Source organism: Rhodopila sp. (assembly GCF_965277825.1).
Classification (GTDB): Bacteria; Pseudomonadota; Alphaproteobacteria; order Acetobacterales; family Acetobacteraceae; genus Rhodopila.
On the sequence record NZ_OZ255846.1, the window covers coordinates 200,091 to 221,466 of the forward strand.

General features: G+C 65.3%; 22 protein-coding genes. 15 read left to right on the forward strand and 7 right to left on the reverse strand.

Annotated features, from left to right (window positions below; all coding sequences use genetic code 11):
* The first annotated feature begins 43 nt into the window (after nucleotides 1-43).
* The 4 genes from ACQY4T_RS01490 (at nucleotide 44) to ACQY4T_RS01505 (ending at nucleotide 3,223) form a co-directional block, all read left to right on the forward strand.
* On the forward strand, nucleotides 44-961 hold the full coding sequence (locus ACQY4T_RS01490; RefSeq protein ID WP_428536625.1) for an NAD(P)-dependent oxidoreductase: 918 nt from the start codon (nucleotides 44-46) through the stop codon (nucleotides 959-961).
* Complete coding sequence (locus ACQY4T_RS01495; protein WP_428536628.1) at nucleotides 958-2,034, forward strand: alpha/beta fold hydrolase; 1,077 nt, start codon at nucleotides 958-960, stop codon at nucleotides 2,032-2,034. Before ACQY4T_RS01490 ends, ACQY4T_RS01495 begins: the two co-directional genes overlap by 4 nt.
* The gene (locus ACQY4T_RS01500) at nucleotides 2,028-2,207 is read left to right on the forward strand and encodes an alpha/beta fold hydrolase (protein ID WP_428536631.1); all 180 of its coding nucleotides are present in this window, start codon (nucleotides 2,028-2,030) and stop codon (nucleotides 2,205-2,207) included. Before ACQY4T_RS01495 ends, ACQY4T_RS01500 begins: the two co-directional genes overlap by 7 nt.
* Before the next feature lie 236 nt (nucleotides 2,208-2,443).
* The gene (locus tag ACQY4T_RS01505) at nucleotides 2,444-3,223 is read left to right on the forward strand and encodes a class II aldolase/adducin family protein (protein WP_428536634.1); all 780 of its coding nucleotides are present in this window, start codon (nucleotides 2,444-2,446) and stop codon (nucleotides 3,221-3,223) included.
* Nucleotides 3,224-3,255: 32 nt separating this feature from the next.
* Here the strand turns inward: ACQY4T_RS01505 and ACQY4T_RS01510 are convergent, their stop codons facing one another.
* Nucleotides 3,256-4,713: a transglycosylase SLT domain-containing protein gene (locus tag ACQY4T_RS01510; RefSeq protein WP_428536637.1), complete on the reverse strand. Its 1,458-nt coding sequence runs from the start codon at nucleotides 4,711-4,713 to the stop codon at nucleotides 3,256-3,258.
* 470 nt (nucleotides 4,714-5,183) lie between these two features.
* On the opposite strand from ACQY4T_RS01510, the gene ACQY4T_RS01515 reads away from it, so the two are divergent.
* The gene (locus ACQY4T_RS01515) at nucleotides 5,184-6,557 is read left to right on the forward strand and encodes a putative O-glycosylation ligase, exosortase A system-associated (RefSeq protein WP_428536640.1); all 1,374 of its coding nucleotides are present in this window, start codon (nucleotides 5,184-5,186) and stop codon (nucleotides 6,555-6,557) included.
* A gap of 63 nt (nucleotides 6,558-6,620) precedes the next feature.
* Here ACQY4T_RS01515 and ACQY4T_RS01520 read toward each other — a convergent pair whose 3' ends face one another.
* Nucleotides 6,621-7,733: a serine hydrolase domain-containing protein gene (locus ACQY4T_RS01520; RefSeq protein ID WP_428536643.1), complete on the reverse strand. Its 1,113-nt coding sequence runs from the start codon at nucleotides 7,731-7,733 to the stop codon at nucleotides 6,621-6,623.
* 166 nt (nucleotides 7,734-7,899) lie between these two features.
* Here ACQY4T_RS01520 and ACQY4T_RS01525 point away from each other — a divergent pair, with 166 nt between their 5' ends.
* The 5 genes from ACQY4T_RS01525 to ACQY4T_RS01545 all read left to right on the forward strand — a co-directional run bounded on the left by ACQY4T_RS01525 (nucleotide 7,900) and on the right by ACQY4T_RS01545 (nucleotide 12,636).
* Entirely contained in the window at nucleotides 7,900-8,205 is a 306-nt protein-coding gene (locus ACQY4T_RS01525) for a HepT-like ribonuclease domain-containing protein (protein WP_428542651.1), read from the forward strand.
* Between the two features lie 105 nt (nucleotides 8,206-8,310).
* The gene (locus ACQY4T_RS01530) at nucleotides 8,311-8,769 is read left to right on the forward strand and encodes a DUF3237 domain-containing protein (RefSeq protein ID WP_428536646.1); all 459 of its coding nucleotides are present in this window, start codon (nucleotides 8,311-8,313) and stop codon (nucleotides 8,767-8,769) included.
* Between the two features lie 2 nt (nucleotides 8,770-8,771).
* Complete coding sequence (gene mmsB / locus ACQY4T_RS01535; RefSeq protein ID WP_428536649.1) at nucleotides 8,772-9,671, forward strand: 3-hydroxyisobutyrate dehydrogenase; 900 nt, start codon at nucleotides 8,772-8,774, stop codon at nucleotides 9,669-9,671.
* A 25-nt stretch (nucleotides 9,672-9,696) separates the two neighbouring features.
* Nucleotides 9,697-11,433: an AMP-binding protein gene (locus ACQY4T_RS01540; RefSeq protein ID WP_428536652.1), complete on the forward strand. Its 1,737-nt coding sequence runs from the start codon at nucleotides 9,697-9,699 to the stop codon at nucleotides 11,431-11,433.
* A gap of 129 nt (nucleotides 11,434-11,562) precedes the next feature.
* On the forward strand, nucleotides 11,563-12,636 hold the full coding sequence (locus ACQY4T_RS01545; protein ID WP_428536655.1) for an LLM class flavin-dependent oxidoreductase: 1,074 nt from the start codon (nucleotides 11,563-11,565) through the stop codon (nucleotides 12,634-12,636).
* Between the two features lie 157 nt (nucleotides 12,637-12,793).
* On the opposite strand, the gene ACQY4T_RS01550 is transcribed toward ACQY4T_RS01545, so the two are convergent.
* The 3 genes from ACQY4T_RS01550 to ACQY4T_RS01560 all read right to left on the reverse strand — a co-directional run bounded on the left by ACQY4T_RS01550 (nucleotide 12,794) and on the right by ACQY4T_RS01560 (nucleotide 14,649).
* On the reverse strand, nucleotides 12,794-12,946 hold the full coding sequence (locus ACQY4T_RS01550; protein ID WP_428536658.1) for a hypothetical protein: 153 nt from the start codon (nucleotides 12,944-12,946) through the stop codon (nucleotides 12,794-12,796).
* Nucleotides 12,947-13,468: 522 nt separating this feature from the next.
* Nucleotides 13,469-14,311, reverse strand: a complete 843-nt coding sequence (locus tag ACQY4T_RS01555) for an ISNCY family transposase (protein WP_428542654.1) — start codon at nucleotides 14,309-14,311, stop codon at nucleotides 13,469-13,471.
* Nucleotides 14,221-14,649 carry a helix-turn-helix domain-containing protein gene (locus ACQY4T_RS01560; RefSeq protein ID WP_428536661.1) on the reverse strand — a complete coding sequence of 143 codons (429 nt, stop codon included), beginning with the start codon at nucleotides 14,647-14,649 and terminating at the stop codon, nucleotides 14,221-14,223. The genes ACQY4T_RS01555 and ACQY4T_RS01560 overlap by 91 nt, the downstream gene beginning before the upstream one ends.
* A 361-nt stretch (nucleotides 14,650-15,010) precedes the next feature.
* On the opposite strand from ACQY4T_RS01560, the gene ACQY4T_RS01565 reads away from it, so the two are divergent.
* Entirely contained in the window at nucleotides 15,011-15,949 is a 939-nt protein-coding gene (locus tag ACQY4T_RS01565; RefSeq protein WP_428536664.1) for a TrmH family RNA methyltransferase, read from the forward strand.
* A gap of 2 nt (nucleotides 15,950-15,951) precedes the next feature.
* Nucleotides 15,952-16,734, forward strand: a complete 783-nt coding sequence (locus ACQY4T_RS01570; protein WP_428536667.1) for a 2-keto-4-pentenoate hydratase — start codon at nucleotides 15,952-15,954, stop codon at nucleotides 16,732-16,734.
* Nucleotides 16,735-16,901: 167 nt separating this feature from the next.
* On the opposite strand, the gene ACQY4T_RS01575 is transcribed toward ACQY4T_RS01570, so the two are convergent.
* Complete coding sequence (locus ACQY4T_RS01575; RefSeq protein WP_428536669.1) at nucleotides 16,902-17,591, reverse strand: outer membrane protein assembly factor BamE; 690 nt, start codon at nucleotides 17,589-17,591, stop codon at nucleotides 16,902-16,904.
* 38 nt (nucleotides 17,592-17,629) lie between these two features.
* Between ACQY4T_RS01575 and ACQY4T_RS01580 the strand changes: the two genes are divergently transcribed.
* From ACQY4T_RS01580 to ACQY4T_RS01590, 3 genes are all read left to right on the forward strand, one after another.
* Entirely contained in the window at nucleotides 17,630-18,169 is a 540-nt protein-coding gene (locus ACQY4T_RS01580; protein WP_428536672.1) for a ubiquinol-cytochrome C chaperone family protein, read from the forward strand.
* On the forward strand, nucleotides 18,166-18,651 hold the full coding sequence (locus tag ACQY4T_RS01585; protein ID WP_428536675.1) for a YceD family protein: 486 nt from the start codon (nucleotides 18,166-18,168) through the stop codon (nucleotides 18,649-18,651). Before ACQY4T_RS01580 ends, ACQY4T_RS01585 begins: the two co-directional genes overlap by 4 nt.
* 253 nt (nucleotides 18,652-18,904) lie before the next feature.
* Nucleotides 18,905-20,896 carry a BTAD domain-containing putative transcriptional regulator gene (locus ACQY4T_RS01590; RefSeq protein ID WP_428536678.1) on the forward strand — a complete coding sequence of 664 codons (1,992 nt, stop codon included), beginning with the start codon at nucleotides 18,905-18,907 and terminating at the stop codon, nucleotides 20,894-20,896.
* 21 nt (nucleotides 20,897-20,917) lie between these two features.
* Here ACQY4T_RS01590 and ACQY4T_RS01595 read toward each other — a convergent pair whose 3' ends face one another.
* A complete protein-coding gene (locus ACQY4T_RS01595; protein WP_428536681.1) occupies nucleotides 20,918-21,322 on the reverse strand; it encodes a hypothetical protein in 405 nt (134 codons plus the stop codon).
* Nucleotides 21,323-21,376: the final 54 nt, after the last annotated feature.

Sequence of the window (21,376 nt, forward strand, 5' to 3'; positions counted from 1 at the left end):
GCCCAGCGCGCGCGGAAAACCTCCCCATCGAGGAGCACCGCCCATGCCCGCATCGCCCGCCGCGCCTGCTTCCACCGCAACGCCATCACCCGGACCGGCGATGGCCGCGATCGGCTTCATCGGTCTCGGCGTGATGGGGGAACCGATGTGCGGCCACCTCGCACGCCGTTCGGGAATACCGATCCTCGCCCACGACCTGCGGGCCGAACCGTTGCAGCGGCTTGCGGCCCACGGTGTGAAGGCCGGATCGCTGCACGACATCGCCGCCGCCGACGTGATCCTGCTGTCGCTGCCCGACGGCCGCGCCGTCGATGCCGTCGTCGGTCAGCTCGAGCCGCATCTGCGCGCCGGCCAATGCGTCGTCGACACCAGCACGTCCTCGGTCGAACTCACCCGCCGGATCGGCGCCCGGCTGACCGCGAACGGCATCCTCTACGCCGACGCACCGGTCGCCCGCACCCGCGAAGCGGCATCGCGCGGCGAGCTCAGCATCATGGTCGGCGCCACCGAGGACACCTTCGCCCGCATCCGCCCGATCCTGCAGACGATGGGAACCGACGTCACCCATTGCGGCCCGGTCGGCTGCGGCCAGGTGGTGAAGATCCTCAACAACATGCTGGTGTTCCAGCACTGCGGCGCCCTGGCCGAGGCGATCGCCATCGGCCGCCGCCACGGCGTCCCGCCCGACATATTGCTGCCCACCATGGCAATGGGTTCCGGCGACAGCTTCGTGCTGCGCAACCACGGGCTCAAGGCAATGCTGCCAGGCGAGTTCCCCGACCGAGCGTTCTCCACCCGATATGCGATCAAGGACCTGTCCTACGCGTTGGAGATGGCCGCCACCTCCGGCCTCGACATGGCAGCGGCAAACCTGACCATGCAGCGGCTGAAGCAGGCCGAACAGGCCGGCCATGGCGAGCAGTACCATCCGGTCGTGCTGCGGGTGATCGATCCGCAATGACCCCGTTTCCGCCCGTCTCTTCCTGGCGCGAGGCATGCGCCGCCGACGCCTCGCTAGCGGCATGGCACGGCCCATGGTCGATCGACTTCGCCATCGCCAGCGACTCCGAAACGGCCGTGTTCAGCGTATTGGATGGTAAGCCTCAACCCAACACCGCCGGCGAACCCGCGTTCACCCTCGCCGCGCCCCAGGCAGTGTGGCGGAAATTCCTGCAACCGATCCCGCCAAGACACCACCACGGCATCTTCGCGATGCACTACCGGGTGCCCGAATTCACCATCCAGGGCAACCAGTTGGCGTTCGTGCAGCACGCCCACATCGCCCGCCGCGTGCTGGAGATCGGCAAATGGCTGGCGCTCGGCAACCAACCTCCGGTACCGGTCAACCTGGCGCCCAGGCAGGGACCACGGCCGGCGCCGAACTCCCAGGGCGGCTACGTTCCGGTCACCATTGGCGGCATCACCCACCAGATCTACTACGAAACCGCCGGCACCGGCCGGGACGTGCTGTGCATGCACACCGCCGGTTCCGACGGCCGCCAATTCCACGGCCTGATGGCCGATAGCCGCATCATCGACCACCATCGACTGGTGGCGTTCGACATGCCATGGCACGGCAAGTCACCGCCGCCCGACGCCGCCGTTCCCGGATCGTGGCGCCTGAACACCGACTTCTACGTTGAACTCATCATGGGCTTCATGGCCGCTGCGCACCTGGACAAGCCGATCGCACTGGGCGCGTCGATGTCGGGTGAGATCTGCCTCGAACTCGCCTACCGCCATCCCGAGGCGTTCACCGGCATCGTCGCCTGCGAGGCCTGCGAGAAGATCGAGCGGCGCCAGACCAGTTGGGCGGCGCATCCCAGGTCAACCAGTCGCTGTTCGTTCCGGAATGGATCAGGGCACTCTGCGCGCCGCAAAGTCCCGCCGAATACCAGGAAGCAATCGCCTGGCACTACGGCCAGGGCGGTTCGGCGGTGTTCCATGGCGACATCGCACTCTATTCCGGCGACTGGGACGCCCGTGAGCGTATCGGCCGGATCGATACCAACCGGTGCCCGCTGTTCATGCTGACCGGGGAGTACGATTACTCGTGCACAACCGAAATGTCCGCCGCGACGGCCGCCAGGATCCCCGGCGCGAGATTCCAGGTGATGCCCGGCATCGGCCATTTCCCGTTCGCCGAGAATCCAACGCTTTTCGCCGAGTATCTGTTGCCGATCCTGCGCGAACTGAAATCCCAATAGTGGCCCGAGTCCGAAGTTCGCCACATCAGGCGAACAACAGCCTGGCGACACTGGTTCTTTGTCTTCCGTGGCCCGCTGTTCCACACGTCCGCCGCAAGCTGCGACAAACCTCTGGGGCAGACACTGGACCGAAGTGGCCCGTACCGCGGCCCTTTTGTGGGTACGCACCACTGGCGCCTTGACGCTGGCCATCGCTGCGTTGACCTTGGGACCATCATTTGCACGGACCGCATCGCATGAACATCACCACCTCCCCGGCGTCAGTCGCCGGCGTCTCCGAAGCCGAGTGGCAGATCCGCAGCGATCTCGCGGCGCTGTATCGCCTGATCGCCCACCACCGCTGGACCGACCTGGTCTACACCCACCTCAGCGCCCGCATCCCCGGTCCGGACCACCATTTCCTGATCAACCGCTACGGCGTCAATTTCCAGCACATGCGCGCCTCCGACCTGGTGAAGATTGACGTCGAAGGCAACATCGTCGAACCCCAGCGCGGGCTCAGCAGCCGCGACGTGAACGCGGCCGGCTTCACCATCCACTCCGCCGTCCACATGGCGCGCCACGACCTGATGTGCGTCGTGCACACCCACACCGCCGCCGGGATCGCGGTATCGGCGCAGAAGGACGGCCTGCTGCCGCTGTCACAGCACGCCTGCAAGTTCTACGGCCGGCTGGCCTACCACGGCTACGAGGGCATCGCGCTCGACATCGATGAGCGCCAGCGCCTGGTCGCCGATCTCGGCCAGCACAAGGCGATGATCCTGCGCAACCACGGCCTGCTGGTCGGCGGCACCTCGATCGCCGAGGCGTTCCACATGATCTACATGCTGGAGCGCGCCTGCGGCGCCCAGATCGCCGCGCTGTCCGGCGGCCGCGAGATCATCCTGCCACCGCCCGAGGTCTGCGCCCACACCGCCGCACAATTTGCCAGTCAGGAAAACGACGCGCATTACGCCATGGTCTGGGACGCCGCCCTGCGCCTGATCGAGGACGGCAAGCCCGACTATCGTTTCTGAACCATCGTCCGCCTCTCTGCGACGTCGACCGGTCAGAATGACCCGCGCGTTGGCGGCACGGTGATGCAGGCCATACCCCGGCCGCTGAGCCGTGTGCACGCATCCTCCGCCTGCGGCGCGGTCAGCCCGAACAGCCGCGCGCGAAATGCTCTCTGGTTGCCCAGCGGCGTGGTCGCGGGAAGCTCGATTTTCGCCGTCCGCAGCAGATCGGGCACCACCGACCGGGCGCCCTCTGCCGCTGCCTGAGCGCTGGCCAGGTTGGCGAATGCACCGACCTGGATCGCCCATCGGCCACGCGATGGTTCGGGTGAGAACGCCACCTGCCGAGCCACGCGCTCCTGCAGCGGTCGCATCTCCGCCGCATAACCGCCTTGGCGTCCCGGCAAAGCACTCGGCGGCGGCAGCGGCTGCGCGACGATCGCGGCCGGCGGCGGCAGGGCCTGCGCCACCATCACCGGAGCAGCCGGCACCGGACGGCACGGGTGTGTCGGATCATACGCGGCGCCCGGGTCACAGGCGCGCTCCGCGTATGCCGGAGCATACGCCGGCTCCGAAGCCGTCGCTGCCGGGGCGGCGACCACCGGGCGGCAAGGGTGCGTCGGGTCATAAGCGGCGTCCGGGTCACAGGCACCCTGCGCATATGCCGGAGCATACGCCGGCTCCGAAGCCGTTGCCGCCGGGGCGGCTGGCACCGGCCGGCACGGGCGCGTCGGGTCATAAGCCGCGTCCGGGTCGCACGCATCCTGGCCATAGGCGGCCGTATCAGCCGGCCCGGCCGCCGCGGTCGTCACCAACGCCGCTGGGCGCAATGGTGTGCACGGGCCGTCGGGATTATACGCCGCGTCCGGATCGCAGCCGGATACCGTGGCCCGGGACGCCAGGCGAATGCCGCGATCGGCGTAAACTGCCAGCGGGCCCGAGGCCGGCGTTCCAGGCCCCAGCAACGGCGCGATCGAAGCGACATAGTTGACCGTCTCGCTCGGCAACGCCCTGCCAGAACTCAAATAGGCGTCCAGCCGTTGCGGCCCGGCATTGTAAGCCGCCAGGAACCCCGGCGATCCGAACCGGTCATACATCTCACGCAGGTAGGCGGTCCCGGCCAGGATGTTGTTGTGCGGGTCGAACGGGTCCTCGCCAAGAGCGTAGCGGTCGCGCAGACCCTCGTAGGTGTCCGGCATCACCTGCATCAGCCCCATCGCCCCGGCCCAGGAGATCACATCCTCCTGCCCACCGGACTCCTGGCGCATGACCCGGCGTATCCATAACTCCGGCACACCGAACCGGCCGGATGCCTCGTGGATATATGGACCCCATGGGTCACTCGCCGGGCCCGGAGGCGGATAATAACGCGACGGATTGCGCTGCACACGTGCGTGGTGTCCAGGGTTACCGCCGCAACCACCCAGGGCCGCCAGCACGGTCAGGCAGGCAAACAAATGAACCCACCACGACCTCCAAGGCCGAGCAGCGGGCAAGACGCAGCGACTCATGGATGGACATCCGGCGCGGTGCTTTGGGTCCTGTTACCACAAAGCCTGAACAAAGCAGCGGAAATATTTGGCGGCGCTGCACAATTCACCCGCCCTGTTGCGCCAGGCCTCAGCCTGTTGGTGTCCCGCGGCCAATTGGACCGAGGAAATTCGGAATTTAGCAGCACCGTCGCCCGAACCATGTCATAACGTATTGGCAAGTTCCTGGAGCCACCGAGGCGTTCCGTCTCGCTGGTGCTCGTATCTGGGGTGCGCGTATCCGGTTCGGTTGTGGCGAGGGTCGTTGAATGGAAGCATTGCTGCTGTGCCTCGACGTCGGCATGTTACTCGGAGTGTTCGCCTGGGCGATCGGGAACCAAGGCGCCCCTGGCGCCACGACGGGTCTCTTTCGTTACAAGGCTGAACTACCCAGCCAATCCGCGCCAGCGCGACAGACCGCGCGGCCCTGGCGTCCATCGCGGTAGGCTGCCATGCGGGACGCCATGTTCCTGGCCGCGATCGTCGCCATCATTCCGATGGGGCTCAATCGACCAGACATCTGCATCGCGTTTTGGGCGTACGTGTCGCTGCTCGACCCCAACAACTTCCTCTATGGCTTCGGCGCCACGCTGCCCTATGCCAAATTCGCCACGGGCCTGACCCTGGTGGCGCTGCTTACCGGTCAGGAGAACAAGGCATTCCATTGCGACCGGACCACCGCGCTGGTGCTGATTTTCCTGGTGATAGCCGCTCTGGCCCAATTCACCGCATTGTCCGATGCGTCGCTGGGGTGGGACATCCTCGACAAACTCTGGAAGATCGTCGCCCTCAATCTGCTCGTGGTCTGCTTCATGCGTACCCGCTTGCGCATCCACCTGTTGCTGCTGACGATCTGCCTGGCAGTCGGATTTAATGGTGCCGGAGAAGCGCTGAAATACCTTCTCTCCGGCGGCGGCCACAAAGTCGAGGGGATGCCGAACTGGGGCGACAACAACCAGGTCGCGCTGATCGTCCTGATGACCATGCCGATGCTTGCCTATGTCCGCGAGGTATCAGAGGCCCGGTCATTGCGGCTTGGTGCGCTGGCAGGCATCATCCTGTTCGCCATTTGCGTGATCGCCACGGCATCTCGCGGTGGCATGGTCGGACTCCTCATTCTGGCGATGGCAGGCATAGCCAGGACGCGGCACAAGGTCCGATATATAGCCGCGCTGTTGATCGCTGGACTCGTGCTGGTCAAAACCGTGCCGGACAGTTGGACCCAGCGCATGGACACGATCCAGGATGCCGATCAGGATTCGTCGTTCATGGGACGAGTGGTGGTGTGGAAGCTGAGCACCCTTATCGCCCTCGATCATCCCCTGCTCGGCGGCGGCATGCACGCGGTGCAATCGCAAAATGTCTGGGACGCCTATGTTCCGAGCTTCGGAAAACTGTCGTTCATTCCGACCGAGGCGCCCGATGTCAGACCGCACGCCGCCCACAGCATCTACTTCGAAATACTCGGCGATACCGGGTTTCTCGGATTCCTGGTCTTCCTTGGCATCATCGCAAGCTGTGTCCGTGATAGCTTGCAGATCAAGGCAGCGGCACGAAACCGCCCTGACCTGCAGTGGGCCGCAAGGCTCGCGAGTATGCTACAGCTCAGCCTGCTTACCTTTCTGATCAGTGGGGCAGCACTCAGCGCGGCGTATCACGACCTGGTCTTTCTCCTCTTTGCGCTTTTTTCGACGGTTCATGCCGTGGTCGCCGCCGCGCCGAACTCCGATGCAGTTACTTCAAGCCAGGCGCAAGTCGCCGGGTGGCGGCAGCGCGGTCTCGGAGCGGCGGTGCCGTCATGGCGTCCGCGTTCCAGTAATTCTTGAAATTACGCTCGGCCCATAGGTTCTGACCAACCGAACGGCATTCCGCCCGATCGAGCGCAAAGCTCAATCGATCGCCGCATGCACCAGATTGGCCACCCGATCCAGCCGCGCCGAATGCCACGGATCGGGACGGACAAAGTTGGTCAAATAGCAGAACGAAACCCCACTGCTCGGGTCGGCCCACGAGTACGACGACCCGACCCCACCATGCCCGAACGTCACCGGCGCGCCGATCGTGCCCAGGCCGCGGATGCGATCGCTGTCGCCCCGCACGTGCGGTCCCAACCCGCGATGCATCGGGATACCCCCCATCTGCAGGTCCGGCGCCTCACCGGTATGACCACGCGACACATAAGCGATCAACCGAGGTGAAAACAGCCGCACCGTTCCCAGCCGTCCGCCATGCCCCAGCATCTGGTAGAACGCCGCCATGCCCCTCGCCGTGGCAAACCCACCCCCGCTCGGCAGCCCGGCCGCCCGCATCGCGGCGGAGTTGTCACGCTGCTCCGGCGCATAGGTATCGGCACACCGGCTCTGCTGCGCCTCCGGCACACCAACGAAAACGTCGTTACCCAGACCCAGCGGCTCCACCACCCGTTCGCGGATAACGTCGCGGTAGTCCTTGCCGGTCACCGCCTCGATCACCATCGCCTGCACCAGATGCGCCGCGCGGGAGTGATATTGCAGCCGCGTTCCCGGCGTCCATTCCAGCGAAAAGTCGCACACCTGCTGGCGCATCAGCGCGTGGTCGGTCCACGTCGCCTGCGTCACATCCCCATTCGGGAAGCCGCCCTGATGCGTCATCACCTGCTGCAGCGTGATCTCGCCTTTGCCGCGTTCGGCAAACGCCGGCAGGAAGTCGGCGACCTTGTCCATGAACGACAGCGTGCCGTCCTCCACCAGCGTCCACACCGCCGAGGACGTCAGCACCTTGGTCTGGCTGAACAGCAAGAACAGCGTCTCGTTGCTGGCCGCGACCTTGCCGCCCTCGGTCTTGGCGTCGCCATAGGTCCGCGACAACCCAAGCTTGCCGTTCCTAGCCAACGCGATTTGCGCGCCGGCATAGCGACCCTCGGCGATGTGGGACTGGATCAGCGCGTCCAGGTGGTCGAGCGGTTTGGCAGCGAATTCGAGTGCCGAAAGGTTGGATTCGGGCAGCGGGTAGCTGTCGGTCATGGTGGGTTCCTACTGCTTGTGAGTAAGCACGTCATTGCCCGAGGTTACGTCAGGTTTGCCCCAGGCACCAATCGGCGGCGCGGCGCCTGGATCGAGCACGCATCCATCATGGAACTGCTAGGCACAAATCACCGAACTCGAAGCCGTAACGCTAAGCTATGCCCTGATCGCGCCGCTTGCAGCCGCGTTCTCGGCGCTCAGAGCCCGCCCGCCCGCCTCCCTGTCATTGAAGCGCGGTCAATGCTTCGCTAGGACCCGCGTTGTAGCCAGCCATCCCGAACTGCCCAGGATCGAGATGCGCGGCATGCGCAGCAAAATGATCCATGAGTATTTCGATGTGGATTGGGATCTGGTCTGGGCCACTGTCAACACCGACCTGCCGCGGTTGCAGCAACAGATTGATCGCTTTCGGGTTCAGCGCCGTCCGGGGCCGGGACAGCAATCGGATGAGGACAACGACCGCCCGCCCTGACCGCTCCGCGATCGATTGCCGGTTCAGTATTCGTCCGGTCCCTACCTCCCTTGTCTGTCCACCTCGGATCATGTCTCATCCGCCCAACCCGGCGCAGGAGACCCGATGCCCGAGATCCGCACGTCCCATCTGCTCACCCTGGAGCTCGCCGTCAGCGGCATGCAGCCGATCGGCGAAACCCCCGCCGGCAACCGCCGCGTCGGCCTGGTTGCCGGGGGCACCTTCCAGGGCCCCAAGCTGCGCGGCACCGTGCTGCCCGGCGGCACCGATTGGATTATCGTGCGGCCCGACGGGGTCACCACACTCGACGTCCGCATCGTGCTGCAAACCGACGACGGCGCCGCGATCGGGCTGACCTACAAGGGCTTGCGCCACGGGCCGCCCGCGGTGATGGAAAAGGTCGACGCCGGCCAACCGGTCGATCCGTCAGAGTATTACTTCCGCATCGCCATAACCTTCGAAACCGCGGCCCCGAAATACGCCTGGCTCAACAAGGTGTTCGGTATCGGTAGCGGCAGCCGGCCGCCGCAGGGTCCGGTCTACGAAATCTTCGAGGTGCTCTGATCATGGCGACAATCGGATTTATCGGCCTCGGCAACATGGGTGCCCCGATGGCGGCCAATCTGGTGAAAGCCGGCCACACCGTCACCGGTTACGACCTGAACCCGGCGGCGTTAGACGCGCTGTCGAAGGCCGGCGGCAAGACCGCCAAAAGCGCCGCCGACGCGGTCGCTGGCGCCACCATCGTCATCACCATGCTGCCCGCCGGTGACCACGTCCGCGAGGTCTATCTGCACCAGGGCGGCCTGATCGAGGCCACCAAGGCCGCCGCGCCGCTGCTGATCGACTGCTCCACCATCGACGTCGAAACCGCCCGCGCCGTCACCGCCGCCGCCGAAACCGCCGGCCTGGCGATGCTCGACGCACCGGTCTCCGGCGGCACCGCGGGCGCGCGCAACGGCACACTGACCTTCATGGTCGGCGGCACCGAGGACGCCTTCACCAAAGGCAAATCCATCCTCGAGGCAATGGGCAAGAACATCTTCCACGCCGGCGGTCCCGGCGCCGGACAGGCGGTGAAGATCTGCAACAACATGATGCTCGCGATCAACATGGTGGGCGTCTCCGAAGGCTTTCTGCTGGCCCGGAAACTCGGCCTGGAGTTGGACAAGCTGCACCAGATCTGCGCCACCGCGACGGCCAATTCCTGGGCCTTGTCGAACTACTGCCCGGCACCCGGCCCGGTGCCCGCGGCGCCATCCAACCACGACTACGCCCCCGGCTTCGCCGCCGCGCTGATGGTCAAGGACGTCAAATTGTCGCAGGCCGCGGCCGACGCCACCGCCTCGCCCACCCCGCTCGCCGCCAAGGCACTCAGCTTTTACCAGCAGGTCGTCGACGCCGGCGACGGCAACAAGGATTTCTCGGTTGTGTTTCGTTGGCTGGCGCAGCAGAAGCGGGAATGAAAAACTCGTTCGGGAGGCGATAACAATGACAACCCAGGCGTTCAAGGCAGCCCGCGACTTCCTGTTCGCCCACCGCGAGGACTACGCCTCCGCCCACCGAGACTTCCACTGGCCCGATCTGCACCACTTTAACTACGCGCTCGACTGGTTCGACGCCGAACTCGCCCGGTCCCACCCGAACGACCTCGCGCTCAAGATCGTCGGTCCCGGCGCCGCGACCCGCAGCTTCGCCGAACTGTCCGAAGCCTCCAGCCGCGTCGCCAACGGCCTGGCTGCCCTCGGCGTCAAGCGCGGCGACCGCATCCTGCTGATGCTCGGCAACGTCGTCCCTTTATGGGAGTGCATGCTGGCGGCGATGAAACTCGGCGCCGTGGTGATCCCCGCCACCACGCTGCTGGCCGCTTCGGACCTGAAGGACCGCTTCGACCGCGGCCGCACCCGCCACCTCATCGCCGCCGCTTCCGATGCCGCGAAATTCGATGGCCTCGACCCCTCGGTCACCCGCATCGCGGTCGGCGAGGCGCCCGCCGGCTGGCACCACTACGACACCCTGCTGCAAGCGCCGGCCAGCTTCCAACCCGACGCCCCGACCAACGCCACCGACCCATTGCTGCTGTATTTCACCTCCGGCACCACCTCCCGCCCCAAGCTGGTCGAGCACAGCCATCAAAGCTACCCGGCCGGCCACCTGATCACGATGTATTGGATCGGCCTGCGCCCCGGCGACATGCACCTGAACATCTCCTCCCCCGGTTGGGCCAAGCACGCCTATAGCTGCTTCTTCGCGCCGTGGAATGCCGCCGCTACGGTGTTCATCGCCAATGAGCCGCGCTTCGACGCCGCCGCCATGCTGGACGCGATCACCGAACACAAGGTCACCACGATCTGCGCCCCGCCCACCGCCTGGCGCATGTTCGTGCAGCAGGACATGACCCGCTGGCAAACCTCGCTGCGAGAAGTCTGCTCCGCCGGCGAACCGCTGAACCCCGAAGTCATCGAGCACGTCCGCAAGGTCTGGAACAAGACCCCGCGGGAAGGCTACGGCCAGACCGAGACCACCCTGCAAATCGGCTGCTTTCCCGGCCAGCCGGTGAAGCCGGGCTCGATGGGCCAGGAGTCCCCAGGCTTCCGGGTCCGCCTGCTCGACACCGACGGTCGCGCCGCCGATGAGGCCGAAATCTGCCTCGAACTCGATCCCGCACCGATCGGCCTGATGCGCGGCTACCAGAACGACGACGGCAGCTTCGCCACCCTTGGCGATCAGGCCGGCAACCATCTGGCCTACCGCACCGGCGACGTGGCGACCCGTGACGCCGAGGGCTATTTCACCTATGTCGGCCGCGCCGACGATGTGTTCAAAGCCTCCGACTACCGCATCAGCCCGTTCGAGCTGGAAAGCGCCCTGATCGAACATCCAGCCGTCGCCGAGGCTGCCGTCGTGCCGGCTCCCGACCCGCTGCGCATGGCGGTGCCGAAAGCCTATCTCACCCTGGCCGCCGGGGCGGAACCGACCCGGGACACCGCGCTGTCGATCTTCCGCCACCTACGCGCCACCCTGGCTCCGTACAATCGGGTCCGCCGCCTGGAGTTCGGCGAACTGCCGAAAACCATTTCCGGCAAGATCAGGCGCGTCGAGCTGCGTCAGACCGAAAATCAGCGCGCTGCCACCGGGACCCGCCAACCCACCGAGTTCCGCGAGGAGGACTTTCCTGAACTATCCGCCGGTGCGCCGGCGCAACGGCCTACAACCACCCAAGGTTAGCGAAACGCGCGTCTATTTTGATCCAGGCTGTAACGACCTGCCGATCCGCCCCCGCGATCCCGGCGTCCCGGCGGATTGACGCCGCTCGGTCACGCCATAACCTGCGCGCAAATCCGAGGAACCAAGATCATGCAGTTCGGCATCGGCATTCCCACCGCCTTCGATAGCTGGAAGGTGGCACAGCGCGCCGAGGAACTCGGCTTCTCCCATGCCTGGTTCTACGACACCCAGATGCTGGTCGGCGATCCATTCGTGGCGATGGGGGCGGCGGCACTGAAGACCTCCCGCATCCACCTCGGCACCGGGGTATTGGTGCCGACCAACCGCATCCCGGCCGTCACCGCCTCGGCCTTCGCCACGCTCAACGCGATGGCGCCGGGACGCATCGACTTCGGCGTCGGCACCGGATTTTCCGCCCGTCGCGCCATGGGGCTGGGCGCGATGAAGCTCGCCGACATGGAGGAATACATCCGCATCGTCTACGCCCTGCTGAACGGCGAGATGACCGAAGCCGAGGTCGATCCCGGAGTGCGGAAAAAGCTTAAATTCCTCAACCCCGAGTTGGGCCTGATCAACATCAAGGACCCGATCCGCCTGCACATCTCCGCCCTCGGGCCGAAAGGACGGCAAATGACCGCGCGCCACGGCGCGGCATGGAAAACCGTGATGTCAGGCGTCGATGACGGCCTGGCGGCTCTGAACGGCATGCGCAAGACCTGGACCGACAGCGGCCGGCCCGCCAGCGATCTGTATGCCTCGGCCTGGATCTGGGGGTGCGTGCTGCGCGACGGCGAAACCCTCGACAGTCCGCGCGTCCGCGCACAGGCCGGTCCGCGCGCCGCGGTGCTGCTGCATCGCGCCGCCGACCTGGACATGGAAGGCTGGATCAATACCTCCCCCGTCGCCGACAGTGTGAAAGACACGCTGCAAGGCTACGTCGACGCGGCGCGCGAATTCGAACCCGCCGATGCTCGCTACCTGCTCAACCATACCGGCCACTGCATCGCGGTGAAGCCCGAGGAAGACCGCTTCATCACCGCCGAACTGATCCGCCAGACCACCTTCACCGGGCAAGAGCAGGACATCAAGCAACGCATCGAGGCGATGCGCGATGGCGGCCTTTCGCAACTCGTCATCCCGATCGTCCCGGGCCACGAGTCCGCGATCGAGGATTGGGGCCGCATCGCCAAGGCATTTCGCTGATACCGCCACTGCGTGGAGCCTCGACAAATACTGGGGGGAGCCTCGACAAATATCGCGCGGAGCCTCGACAAATACTGGGGGGCGCCTACAAATATGGGGAGAGCATCGACAAATACTGTGGGAGCCTAGACAAATACTTGGAGAGCCTCGACAAATACTAGCGCGGCCGCCGAGCCTCGACAAATACAGTCTCGAAGCCGAGGCGGATCGCGCGCTCGAGATCGGCCGGACGATCATCCCGCCGCTGGGCAATCAGCGCCAAAATGACCGTCCAAGCAAACTGTGGACGCATCCGCGCCGGCGCGGACATCGCCCGACCGCCACGTGCCCAGCGATGGTTTCGCACCCGAATGGCAACGCCAGGGCAATGGCATTTGCCTGAAACGCACGATGCTGGACCACGGATGTGGAAAGGATATGCAAGGTCTTTGAACCCAGTTTTCAGCGTAACTTCAATCTGCGTGCATCGGCGTTCATCCGCGGTTCCAAACCGCTTCTCCTGGCCACGCCGCGTCCGGCGAATAGCGCCGACAGAAAATCCAAATACGATGACCCTGCCAGGGCGCGTGTCGATAGCTAATTAACTTGTCCGGTTTAGGTAGCACTCTAATTGTCCGCTTGTTGCCGTTTTGTCCCCGCCTATCCGGCGTGGACAAACCGACGGTCGCTCTGGCGGCGCATCAGGCGACCGATGTTCGTCATCTCCCCGGGGGGCTGTTGCTTGGCGAAATAGACAGCGCTTGGGCTTGCTGCGGCTGATGCGGTGGCGGTGGGGTTGTGGGTAACGCGCTGGCGTTATCCATAAATCCACCGGCGCTGACTTGGTTGGGCGTCATGCCGCCGCGCCCAAAGCACCGGCCCGCAACGCGCCGTGCCCGTCGTAGCGGCCAAGGCAACGCGGCCCGTGGAAGATCGCGTGGCTGCCGTCGTGATACCGCCGCACCTTCACCGTCGCTTTGACAAAATGCGCCCGCAGCGGACTGGGCGGGATCTGCAGCCGCAGCTGGTGGAACACCACGGTGTTGTCGTGGCCCACCTGGCGGTCCTCCTGCACACACAAGATCTCCGCCAAATCGACCCCGCTGATCGCCACGAAGGCCGAGCCATCCTGCTCCGCCTGCACCGCAAACCGGGCGTTGTGGGCCGGCATATAGACCTCTCGGATGAAATCGTTGGCCGCCGCAACCGTGCCGATCCCAGCCAACGCCAACTCCTTCACCAGCCGGTCCTGCAAGGTCGCGAACAGACGCTCCGAACGGCCACGCGCCTCGGGGGAGTAGGCCGCGATGTGCTCCACACCCAGCTGCGCCAGCGCCCGCCCAACCTGGGTCGGAGATTTGCGATCGACCGGCCCATCCGCCCGCGGCGTGTGGAAGTAATGGCTGCCACGGTCGGTATACAAACTCAGCGGCAAGCCATGCTCGCCAAACACCTGCAGCAGCGCCTGGAACGTCGAGACGGTGCCCTCCTCGGGGCACACGAAGGCCGAGTAGATCGTGTTCGTCGCATCATCCATGGTCACGATCAGGTCCATCGCATCGAGCCCGCCAATCCAGCCGTGGCGCGAGCCGTCTTGATGCAGCATCATCCCGGGCAGCGGCCGGCGCGGCCGCTTGCGGCGATGCGCGCCGCGCGTTGTGGCGCGTGGCAGCAAGCCGTTCGATTGCAGAAACACCTTGGTCCAGGTGTAGCCCCAGGCGAAGCCGTGATCGCGCACCAGGGCTCGTGGAAGTGCTTCGCCGTGAAGCCGCTGTAGCGGGTGCGATACAGGGTCTCGATCTGCGCCTCGCGCTCGCTCGGCACCCGCTGGCCCGACACCTGGCCGAGACGCCGGTCCAACAGCCCGCTCTCGCCGGCGTCGTCGAACCGCACGCACCAACGCCGGAACGTCCGCTCGCTGACGCCCAGCAGCGCCGCCGCATCGATCTGGTTGAGCTCACTGGCTTCATGGCGCTCGAACTCGCTCCGGAACTTGATCACCCGAACACCCTGTAGGGCTTCCGTCCGGCGCATCCAGGCTCTCCAAAGAGCCCCGCATCACCGGACAGATCGTGTGCTACCTAAACCGGACATATCGTGTGCTACCGACAACCCTGCCAGGGCGCCTGTGCAGGCTTGCGATCGAAGGCTATAACCGCCTGCAATGAAACCTCCCCATGGCAATCGTTCAGGCGGCTCGAATCGCCCTCCGTCCGATCGGGGGCCTTATCGCGGGCCCGGCGGACCAGGACCTCGGCCACATCAGCCGGGAGGCGGCCAGGGTTCCCAAGATGGCGGCAGACACCGCGGCTCAGGCGGCGGTGGACCCCGATCGGAACCGACGAAGGGCTACGCCCAGGCCAAACCCACGACGGGCTATGCCCAGGCCACCAGCATGGCCGGCTCAGCCCACCGCGACCATGCCAAGCCTGGCCGCGACACGCCACGCCACGGCGTGCAAAGCCAAGACCGGCCGCAGCAGAACGGCGGCGGCAGGCTAGGTCTCCATGGCGGCGCCCCGCGCGGCGAAATCGAACCCCGCCTCCCCAAGGCAACCCACGGCGCAACACTTCACCGTTCCCCGCCGCGCCACCACGATGGTTCGCGCAACATGCCGGATGCGCCCAAGGGCACGTTATGGCTGTATGGCCATCACGCCGTCGCCGCCGCGCTGGCAAATCCCAACCGCCGGCTGCGCCGCCTGCAACTGACCGAAGAAGCCCAGGCAGCGATCGGCAAGCAACTGCCGCCGCCCTGGGCGGTCTCGCCGGAACGGGTCGATCGCGCACGATTGGACCATCTGCTCGGCCGCGACGTGGCGCATCAGGGCGCCGCGTTGCTGGCCGATCCGCTGGCGCCCCCAAGCCTGCAATCGGTGCTGGAAAAGCCCGGCGTGATCATCCTGCTGGATCAGGTCACCGACCCTCGCAATGTCGGCGCCATCATGCGTTCGGCGGCCGCGTTCGGCGCCGCCGCCGTGATCACCCAGGACCGCAACGCCCCCGAGGAAACCGGCGCCCTGGCCAAGGCAGCATCCGGCGCGCTGGAAACCATGCCGCTGTTGCGCGCGGTCAATATCGCTCGCACCATCATCGCGCTGAAGGCGGCGAACGTCTGGTGCATCGGACTGGATGCGGCGGGAGCACCGCTGTCCGGCCCCGCTTTCGCCGATCGTCGCGTGGCCCTGGTGCTGGGTGCCGAAGGCGAGGGCCTGCGCCGGCTGACACGCGAGACCTGCGATGAAATCGCCGGACTGACCATCAAGGGCGCCGTCGAAAGCCTGAACGTATCGGCCGCGGCATCGGTGGCGTTGTACGAACTGTCCCGGCGCTGACGGTGTTCGATCCGCTTCCAGCCGCCCGCCTGCTGCACCAACTCAGGCAGGATCGCACCCCGCTCACCCGCCTGCCCGCCGCCATCGCGCCCAGCACCGCGGCCGAGGGCGCGGCGGTGCAGGTTGCCCTCGCCGCCCTTGTGGACAACCAGCGCCCGGCCGGGTTCAAGATCGGCGCCACCGGCAAGCGGATGCAGGCCTATCTCGGCGTCGATGCCCCGATCGCCGGCTTCATCCGCCACGCCGACCTGTATCGGCATCAGGCGACACTGCGATTCGACGACTTCATCAAGCCCGGGGTGGAATGCGAGGTCGCGGTGCGGCTGGCGCGCGATCTGCCGCCCGGCCCGTGCTCATTGCCGCGGGCGCTGGCCGCGGTCGGCGACTTCTTCGCCGGCATCGAGATCGTCGATAACCGCTATGGCGATTTGGCCGAGCTCGGCACGCCGACGCTGCTGGCGGATCAGATGTATCATGGCGCTGCGGTGATCAGCGATCGCCATGACATCAATTGGCGAGAGTTGCCGATCGACGCACTGCACGGGCGCATCTGGCTCGACGACGGCACCGCCGATGCAGGCATCACCTCGGATCTGCTCGGGCATCCGCTAAATGGATTGGCATGGCTGGCCGGGTCGGCCGAGGCGGCGGTGTTCGGTGGCCTCAAGGCCGGTCAGGTGGTGCTGCTGGGCAGCGTAACGCCGCCGCTCTGGCTACGCGCGCCGGCGACGGTGACCGTTGCCTTCCCGCCATTGCCGCCGGTGACAGTCCGGTGGCACGCCTAGAGGCCAGCGCCGCTGCCATCGAAGCAACCCGGTGCGTCCCCTGGCAGGCCGTCGTCTTCAAGCTAAGCTGATCTGTCGACTACACGGCACCGCAATCGACTACGCGGCACCGCAATCGACGACGCGGCACCGCAATCTGCCCAACCTCGTTCGTGGCAACACCGCCGCTACGGCGCGCCCGGTGCTCCGCCGGCCGTTCCGCCGCCGGCGGCGGTTCCCGGCGCCGTCGCGCCCGCCGGGGTGAAGCGGCCGATATTGCCCAGAAGCTGCTGCATGAAGGAAGCCTCGGTGCCCGGCGATGCCGTAGTCCGAGCAATCACCGACACCGGAAGCGAATCGTCCTTGTCCAGCGCCTTGATCGTCTTCAACACGCCCTTGTCATCAAAATTCAGCACCACGACGTTCTGCTTGAGCTCCCCCAGGGTGCGCCCGATGCGCTGCTGCGTCAGCTCGCTGATATACAGCCATGTGTTGTCGTCGAACGTGTCGCGCGCGGTGGGGGACCCGATGATCGCCGACACGTCGGCCTTGGTGGAAGTCCCCGGCGTCAGCTCCTTCATCGAGTCCGGATCGACCTTGTTGCCGCGGACCTGCGGCGGCGGCATCAACCAGCCGCACGACGACAGTAGCAGGCAACCCACTAGCACCAGGCGTCGAGCGGAAAACCGCCGATTGGACGGCGGCCGACGGAAGCTACGGGTAAGCAACTGCTGCATCCTGCGATTTTCGCTGACCGTCTGGTTGGATCGATAGCCGGACTTATCTATACCCGGGCTGCCTGTCACGGCCGCCCGCGCCGTGTCAATGAACACATCGCCTTCGGTCGGGTCAATAAGCGGTTGGGCCGCGGGCGGCATGACCCAGCACCCCGATAGGCCAAAACAAAGAGGCTCGATTGGCCGGTTTTCTTCGCAAACGCGACAAGCAGGAACGAGCCGCCTTCCAGCTCTACGCAACGTCCGTGGTCGCCGCGCGCGACGCTTTCCTCTATGCCACCCTGGGCGTGCCGGATACGCTCGACGGGCGGTTCGACGCCATCGTGCTGCACGTCTATCTGCTGGTTCGCCGCATGGATGGTGAACCGCAACCGGCCCCCGCGCTGGCCCAAGGCGTGTTCGACGCCATGTTCCTGGACATGGACATCAACCTGCGCGAAATGGGCGTCGGCGACCTGTCCGTCGGCAAGCGCAACCGAGCGATGTGGGAGGCATTTCACGGCCGAAGCGCCGCCTATGCCGCGGCTTGGCAGGATCCGCCGGCGCTGGCGGCTTCGTTCGCCCGCAATGTCTGGCGCGGCGCACCGCCGCCGACCGGATCGGCCGAGGCGCTGGTGCGTCTGGCCGCCGCTCAGGCGGCCTGCCTCGCCGCCCAGCCGCTGGACGCGATGCTGAACGGCGAAGTCCACTTTCTGGCAGCGGAGCAAGCGGCACGATGAAACCCGAACTGCACCGCCCGCTCTCGCTCGACCATATCGGACCGCGCGGGCTGGACCTCACCGTGGAGGCGAACCCGGCCGAGTGTTCGGCACTCGCCATCCGGATGAACATTGCCGCCGTGCTGGCGCTGTCCTGCGCCTTCCACCTGATCCGCCAAGGCCGCGATGTCGTTCTCGCCCGCGGCACCCTGCGCGCTCGGGTGACGCAGACCTGTGTCATCAGCCTGGAGGACTTCGACGCGCCGGTGCAGGAGACCTTTCAGGTCCGCTTCGTCCCATCAGAGCAGCAATCCGATGAGATCGACCCCGAAGCGGACGACGAAATCCCTTTCGAGGGCAACCAGATCGATCTCGGCGAGTTAGCGGCGGAGCAGCTTGGGCTGGCGCTGGACCCCTATCCCCGCATGCCGGGCGTCGAGATTCCGGCTGCCGAGGACGATCCCGAACCGCATCCGTTCGCGGCGCTTCGCCGTCTGAACTGAGACCGCCTGCCTGACGCCACTAGGGCGATGGCGCTCCGGCACGCCCGAACGTCGGTTTCACCAGGATTTCTGCCCGACCATGCCCATCAAGCCGCGCGTTGCCGGAAGTTGCGCGGCCACGGACCCATTCTTGCACAAAGGTGCGCCGCGACGCGCGCGACGGGTTGACCCTGAGAGTGCATCGCGCTTGCATATACCGTGGGGGTGCAATATGTCGGGTCCGGATCCGGGGGGCGGAGCAACGCTGCTGCGAATGGGCCTGTTCGGCCCAACCACGTTCAGTATCGGCGGCCGTGAACTCCGATTCAAAAGCCTCAAGCTGCGGGCGATTCTGGGCTACATCGCGCTGAACGAGGCACTGGCCGAAACCCGCGAACGCCTGGTCGGTCTGTTATGGAGCGAATCCGGGGAAGACCACGCCAGGGCATCGCTGCGGCAGAATATTCGCGAACTACGGGTCGCCATCCAGGCTTGGCAGGACGGCCTGCACATCGACGTCCGCGAAATCGGTTTCCGGCCTCGCTCGATCGAGGTGGACGTTTCGGCGGTGATCAACGCCGCTGAAGCCGGGCAGGTGCATCCGCTATTGCTGGAACGGCGAAATCTCGCCGACGAGTTGATGGCCGGGCTGGAGGACCTCGACCCGTCGTTCCGTTCTTGGCTGCTGGCGAAACGCCATACCATCCGAGATCGCCTGCTGCGGGCGCTGGAAAACGCCCTGGCGTCGGAAGCCGGTGATCTGGCCGCGCAGGGCAAGTTGGCGCAGGCCATCCTGAACCTGGACCCGACGCACGAGGACGCCGCCCGCCGGCTGATGCGGGCACGGGCGATGATCGGCGATACCGGAGGCGCGCTGCGGGTCTACAAGGCGCTGTGGGACCTGCTGGACGAAGACTACGGCATGGAGCCGGCCGAGGCCACGCAGAAGCTGGTCGCGGATATCAAGACCGGGCTATTGGAACCGGTATCAGAGGCAATGCCCGCCTCCATTGCTCCACCACCCGCCGCCGCGCCGGTGGTCCAGCCGGCGACGCAATTGTGGCTGGCAGTCCAAACGGTCTCCATCCGCGACATCAATCCGGCTAAAGCCCACCTGGTTCTGGAGTTTCGTCAACATCTGATCGGGTCGCTGCTCAAGTTCCGAGAGTGGCGAGTGACCGACGCGCCAACACGGTCTGAGGCCGCAGGAACCGGTCCCCACCTGGCCGGCCATTACGAAGTCCAAATGGTGGCCTTCCAGGCCGGCGCTGATGTGGAAATGATGGTCACGCTAAAAGATTTGGAGTCCGACCATTACATCTGGAATGAGAACTTCGAGCTGAAACTGGAGAACTGGTTCATCTATCAGCGCCGCGTCGTTCGCCGCATCGCCATGGGTCTCAACGTGCATCTATCGGCCGACCGGCTGCGGCGCTTTTCCGATAGCCAGGATGTGTCGCTTGGCCTGTATGACCGGTGGCTACGGACTCGGACCCAGGCTCTGACCTACAACCCCCACCTGTGGGACCGTCTGAAGCAGCAGTTCAGCGAAATCATACGCGAAGCGCCTGATTTCGGGCCTGCACACCAGGGCTTGGCTGACCTCCATAATACGGAACATATTGCCCACCCGGGTGTTTTTCGAACAGCCGAACGCGATCAGGCGGCATTTGCCTACGCTCGCGAAGCGGTCCGGCTCGATCCCTCAGACATGCGCGCCCATCGTTGCATGGCCTGGTCTCATAGCATGATCAATCAACACGATCAGGCAATTATGCATTTGGAGGTGGGTTACGAATTAAATCCTAACGATTCCTGGTACGCTATTTCAGGGGCAAATTTATTGGCGTTTTGCGGCCAGCTTGATCGCGCGGCGGAGATCGCCTCGGCAGCGATGGATATGACGCTGGCTCCGAGCCTGACCCATTGGGCTTATAATGCCGAAATACACTATCTCAGGGGCGACTATCAGGCCGCCATACAGGCCGCGGACCTGTCCCAGAATGTCATTTGGGACATTCCAGCCTGGCGGGCCGCCGCCTTTGCCATGCTTGGTCGACCGGCAGAGGCGGCGGCAGAGGCCGAACATTTTATTAGTCGAATCCGGGCAAATTGGTTTGGCTCGCAACCGGCGACGCCGGAGGCGATCGTGAAATGGCATCTGCACGTCCATCCGATGCGCCGCGGCGAAGAATGGAAACATCTTCGCGACGGTTTGGCTCGCGCCGGTCTGCCGACCAACTCGATCGAGCAAGGCGTTTGGTAAGCATAGCCTTGCCTGTTGCTGTCACATGCAGTTGTTGATGGTATATTCGCCGACCCGGCAGTTGGCGAATTCAATATCCTCGTCAGGGGTCAGCACGGCGCGTTGTCCGGTGTAGGCATCATCATAAAAGACCGGCAACGGATAGGGCCCCGGCTTCACCTGAGCGCGCGCCGCGTTGAGCATGGACTCGGTTGGAAGCATGAACGCGAGCTCCTTTGTCTGGTCGTAGAAATAGATTTTGACATTGCGGTTCTGATTGCCGGGAACTGATGCGCCGGATATGCAATGTTTTTCGGCTTGATCCACGAGGTCTTTGACCTCGGTTGGCAGCGGTTGAAGCCCGCAAATCCAAAGCTCGACGAGTTGACCCCACCGCCGCCAGTTCTCTCTGGTGTCATCGAAATTAACCATCATTGACGGGTCCATAGAACTCTCTCCTTCAATTTGATATTGTTTCGTTAAAGGTCTGATTCGACAAGT

Bases quoted from the DNA above. Each gene is read 5' to 3' on its own strand.
- ACQY4T_RS01490 (WP_428536625.1), top strand. From the start codon at position 44: ATGCCCGCATCGCCCGCCGCGCCTGCTTCCACCGCAACGCCATCACCC.
- ACQY4T_RS01495 (WP_428536628.1), top strand. From the start codon at position 958: ATGACCCCGTTTCCGCCCGTCTCTTCCTGGCGCGAGGCATGCGCCGCC.
- ACQY4T_RS01500 (WP_428536631.1), top strand. From the start codon at position 2,028: ATGCTGACCGGGGAGTACGATTACTCGTGCACAACCGAAATGTCCGCC.
- ACQY4T_RS01505 (WP_428536634.1), top strand. From the start codon at position 2,444: ATGAACATCACCACCTCCCCGGCGTCAGTCGCCGGCGTCTCCGAAGCC.
- ACQY4T_RS01510 (WP_428536637.1), bottom strand. From the start codon at position 4,713: ATGAGTCGCTGCGTCTTGCCCGCTGCTCGGCCTTGGAGGTCGTGGTGG.
- ACQY4T_RS01515 (WP_428536640.1), top strand. From the start codon at position 5,184: ATGCGGGACGCCATGTTCCTGGCCGCGATCGTCGCCATCATTCCGATG.
- ACQY4T_RS01520 (WP_428536643.1), bottom strand. From the start codon at position 7,733: ATGACCGACAGCTACCCGCTGCCCGAATCCAACCTTTCGGCACTCGAA.
- ACQY4T_RS01530 (WP_428536646.1), top strand. From the start codon at position 8,311: ATGCCCGAGATCCGCACGTCCCATCTGCTCACCCTGGAGCTCGCCGTC.
- mmsB (WP_428536649.1), top strand. From the start codon at position 8,772: ATGGCGACAATCGGATTTATCGGCCTCGGCAACATGGGTGCCCCGATG.
- ACQY4T_RS01540 (WP_428536652.1), top strand. From the start codon at position 9,697: ATGACAACCCAGGCGTTCAAGGCAGCCCGCGACTTCCTGTTCGCCCAC.
- ACQY4T_RS01545 (WP_428536655.1), top strand. From the start codon at position 11,563: ATGCAGTTCGGCATCGGCATTCCCACCGCCTTCGATAGCTGGAAGGTG.
- ACQY4T_RS01550 (WP_428536658.1), bottom strand. From the start codon at position 12,946: ATGTCCGCGCCGGCGCGGATGCGTCCACAGTTTGCTTGGACGGTCATT.
- ACQY4T_RS01560 (WP_428536661.1), bottom strand. From the start codon at position 14,649: ATGCGCCGGACGGAAGCCCTACAGGGTGTTCGGGTGATCAAGTTCCGG.
- ACQY4T_RS01565 (WP_428536664.1), top strand. From the start codon at position 15,011: ATGGCCGGCTCAGCCCACCGCGACCATGCCAAGCCTGGCCGCGACACG.
- ACQY4T_RS01575 (WP_428536669.1), bottom strand. From the start codon at position 17,591: ATGCCGCCCGCGGCCCAACCGCTTATTGACCCGACCGAAGGCGATGTG.
- ACQY4T_RS01585 (WP_428536675.1), top strand. From the start codon at position 18,166: ATGAAACCCGAACTGCACCGCCCGCTCTCGCTCGACCATATCGGACCG.
- ACQY4T_RS01590 (WP_428536678.1), top strand. From the start codon at position 18,905: ATGGGCCTGTTCGGCCCAACCACGTTCAGTATCGGCGGCCGTGAACTC.
- ACQY4T_RS01595 (WP_428536681.1), bottom strand. From the start codon at position 21,322: ATGGACCCGTCAATGATGGTTAATTTCGATGACACCAGAGAGAACTGG.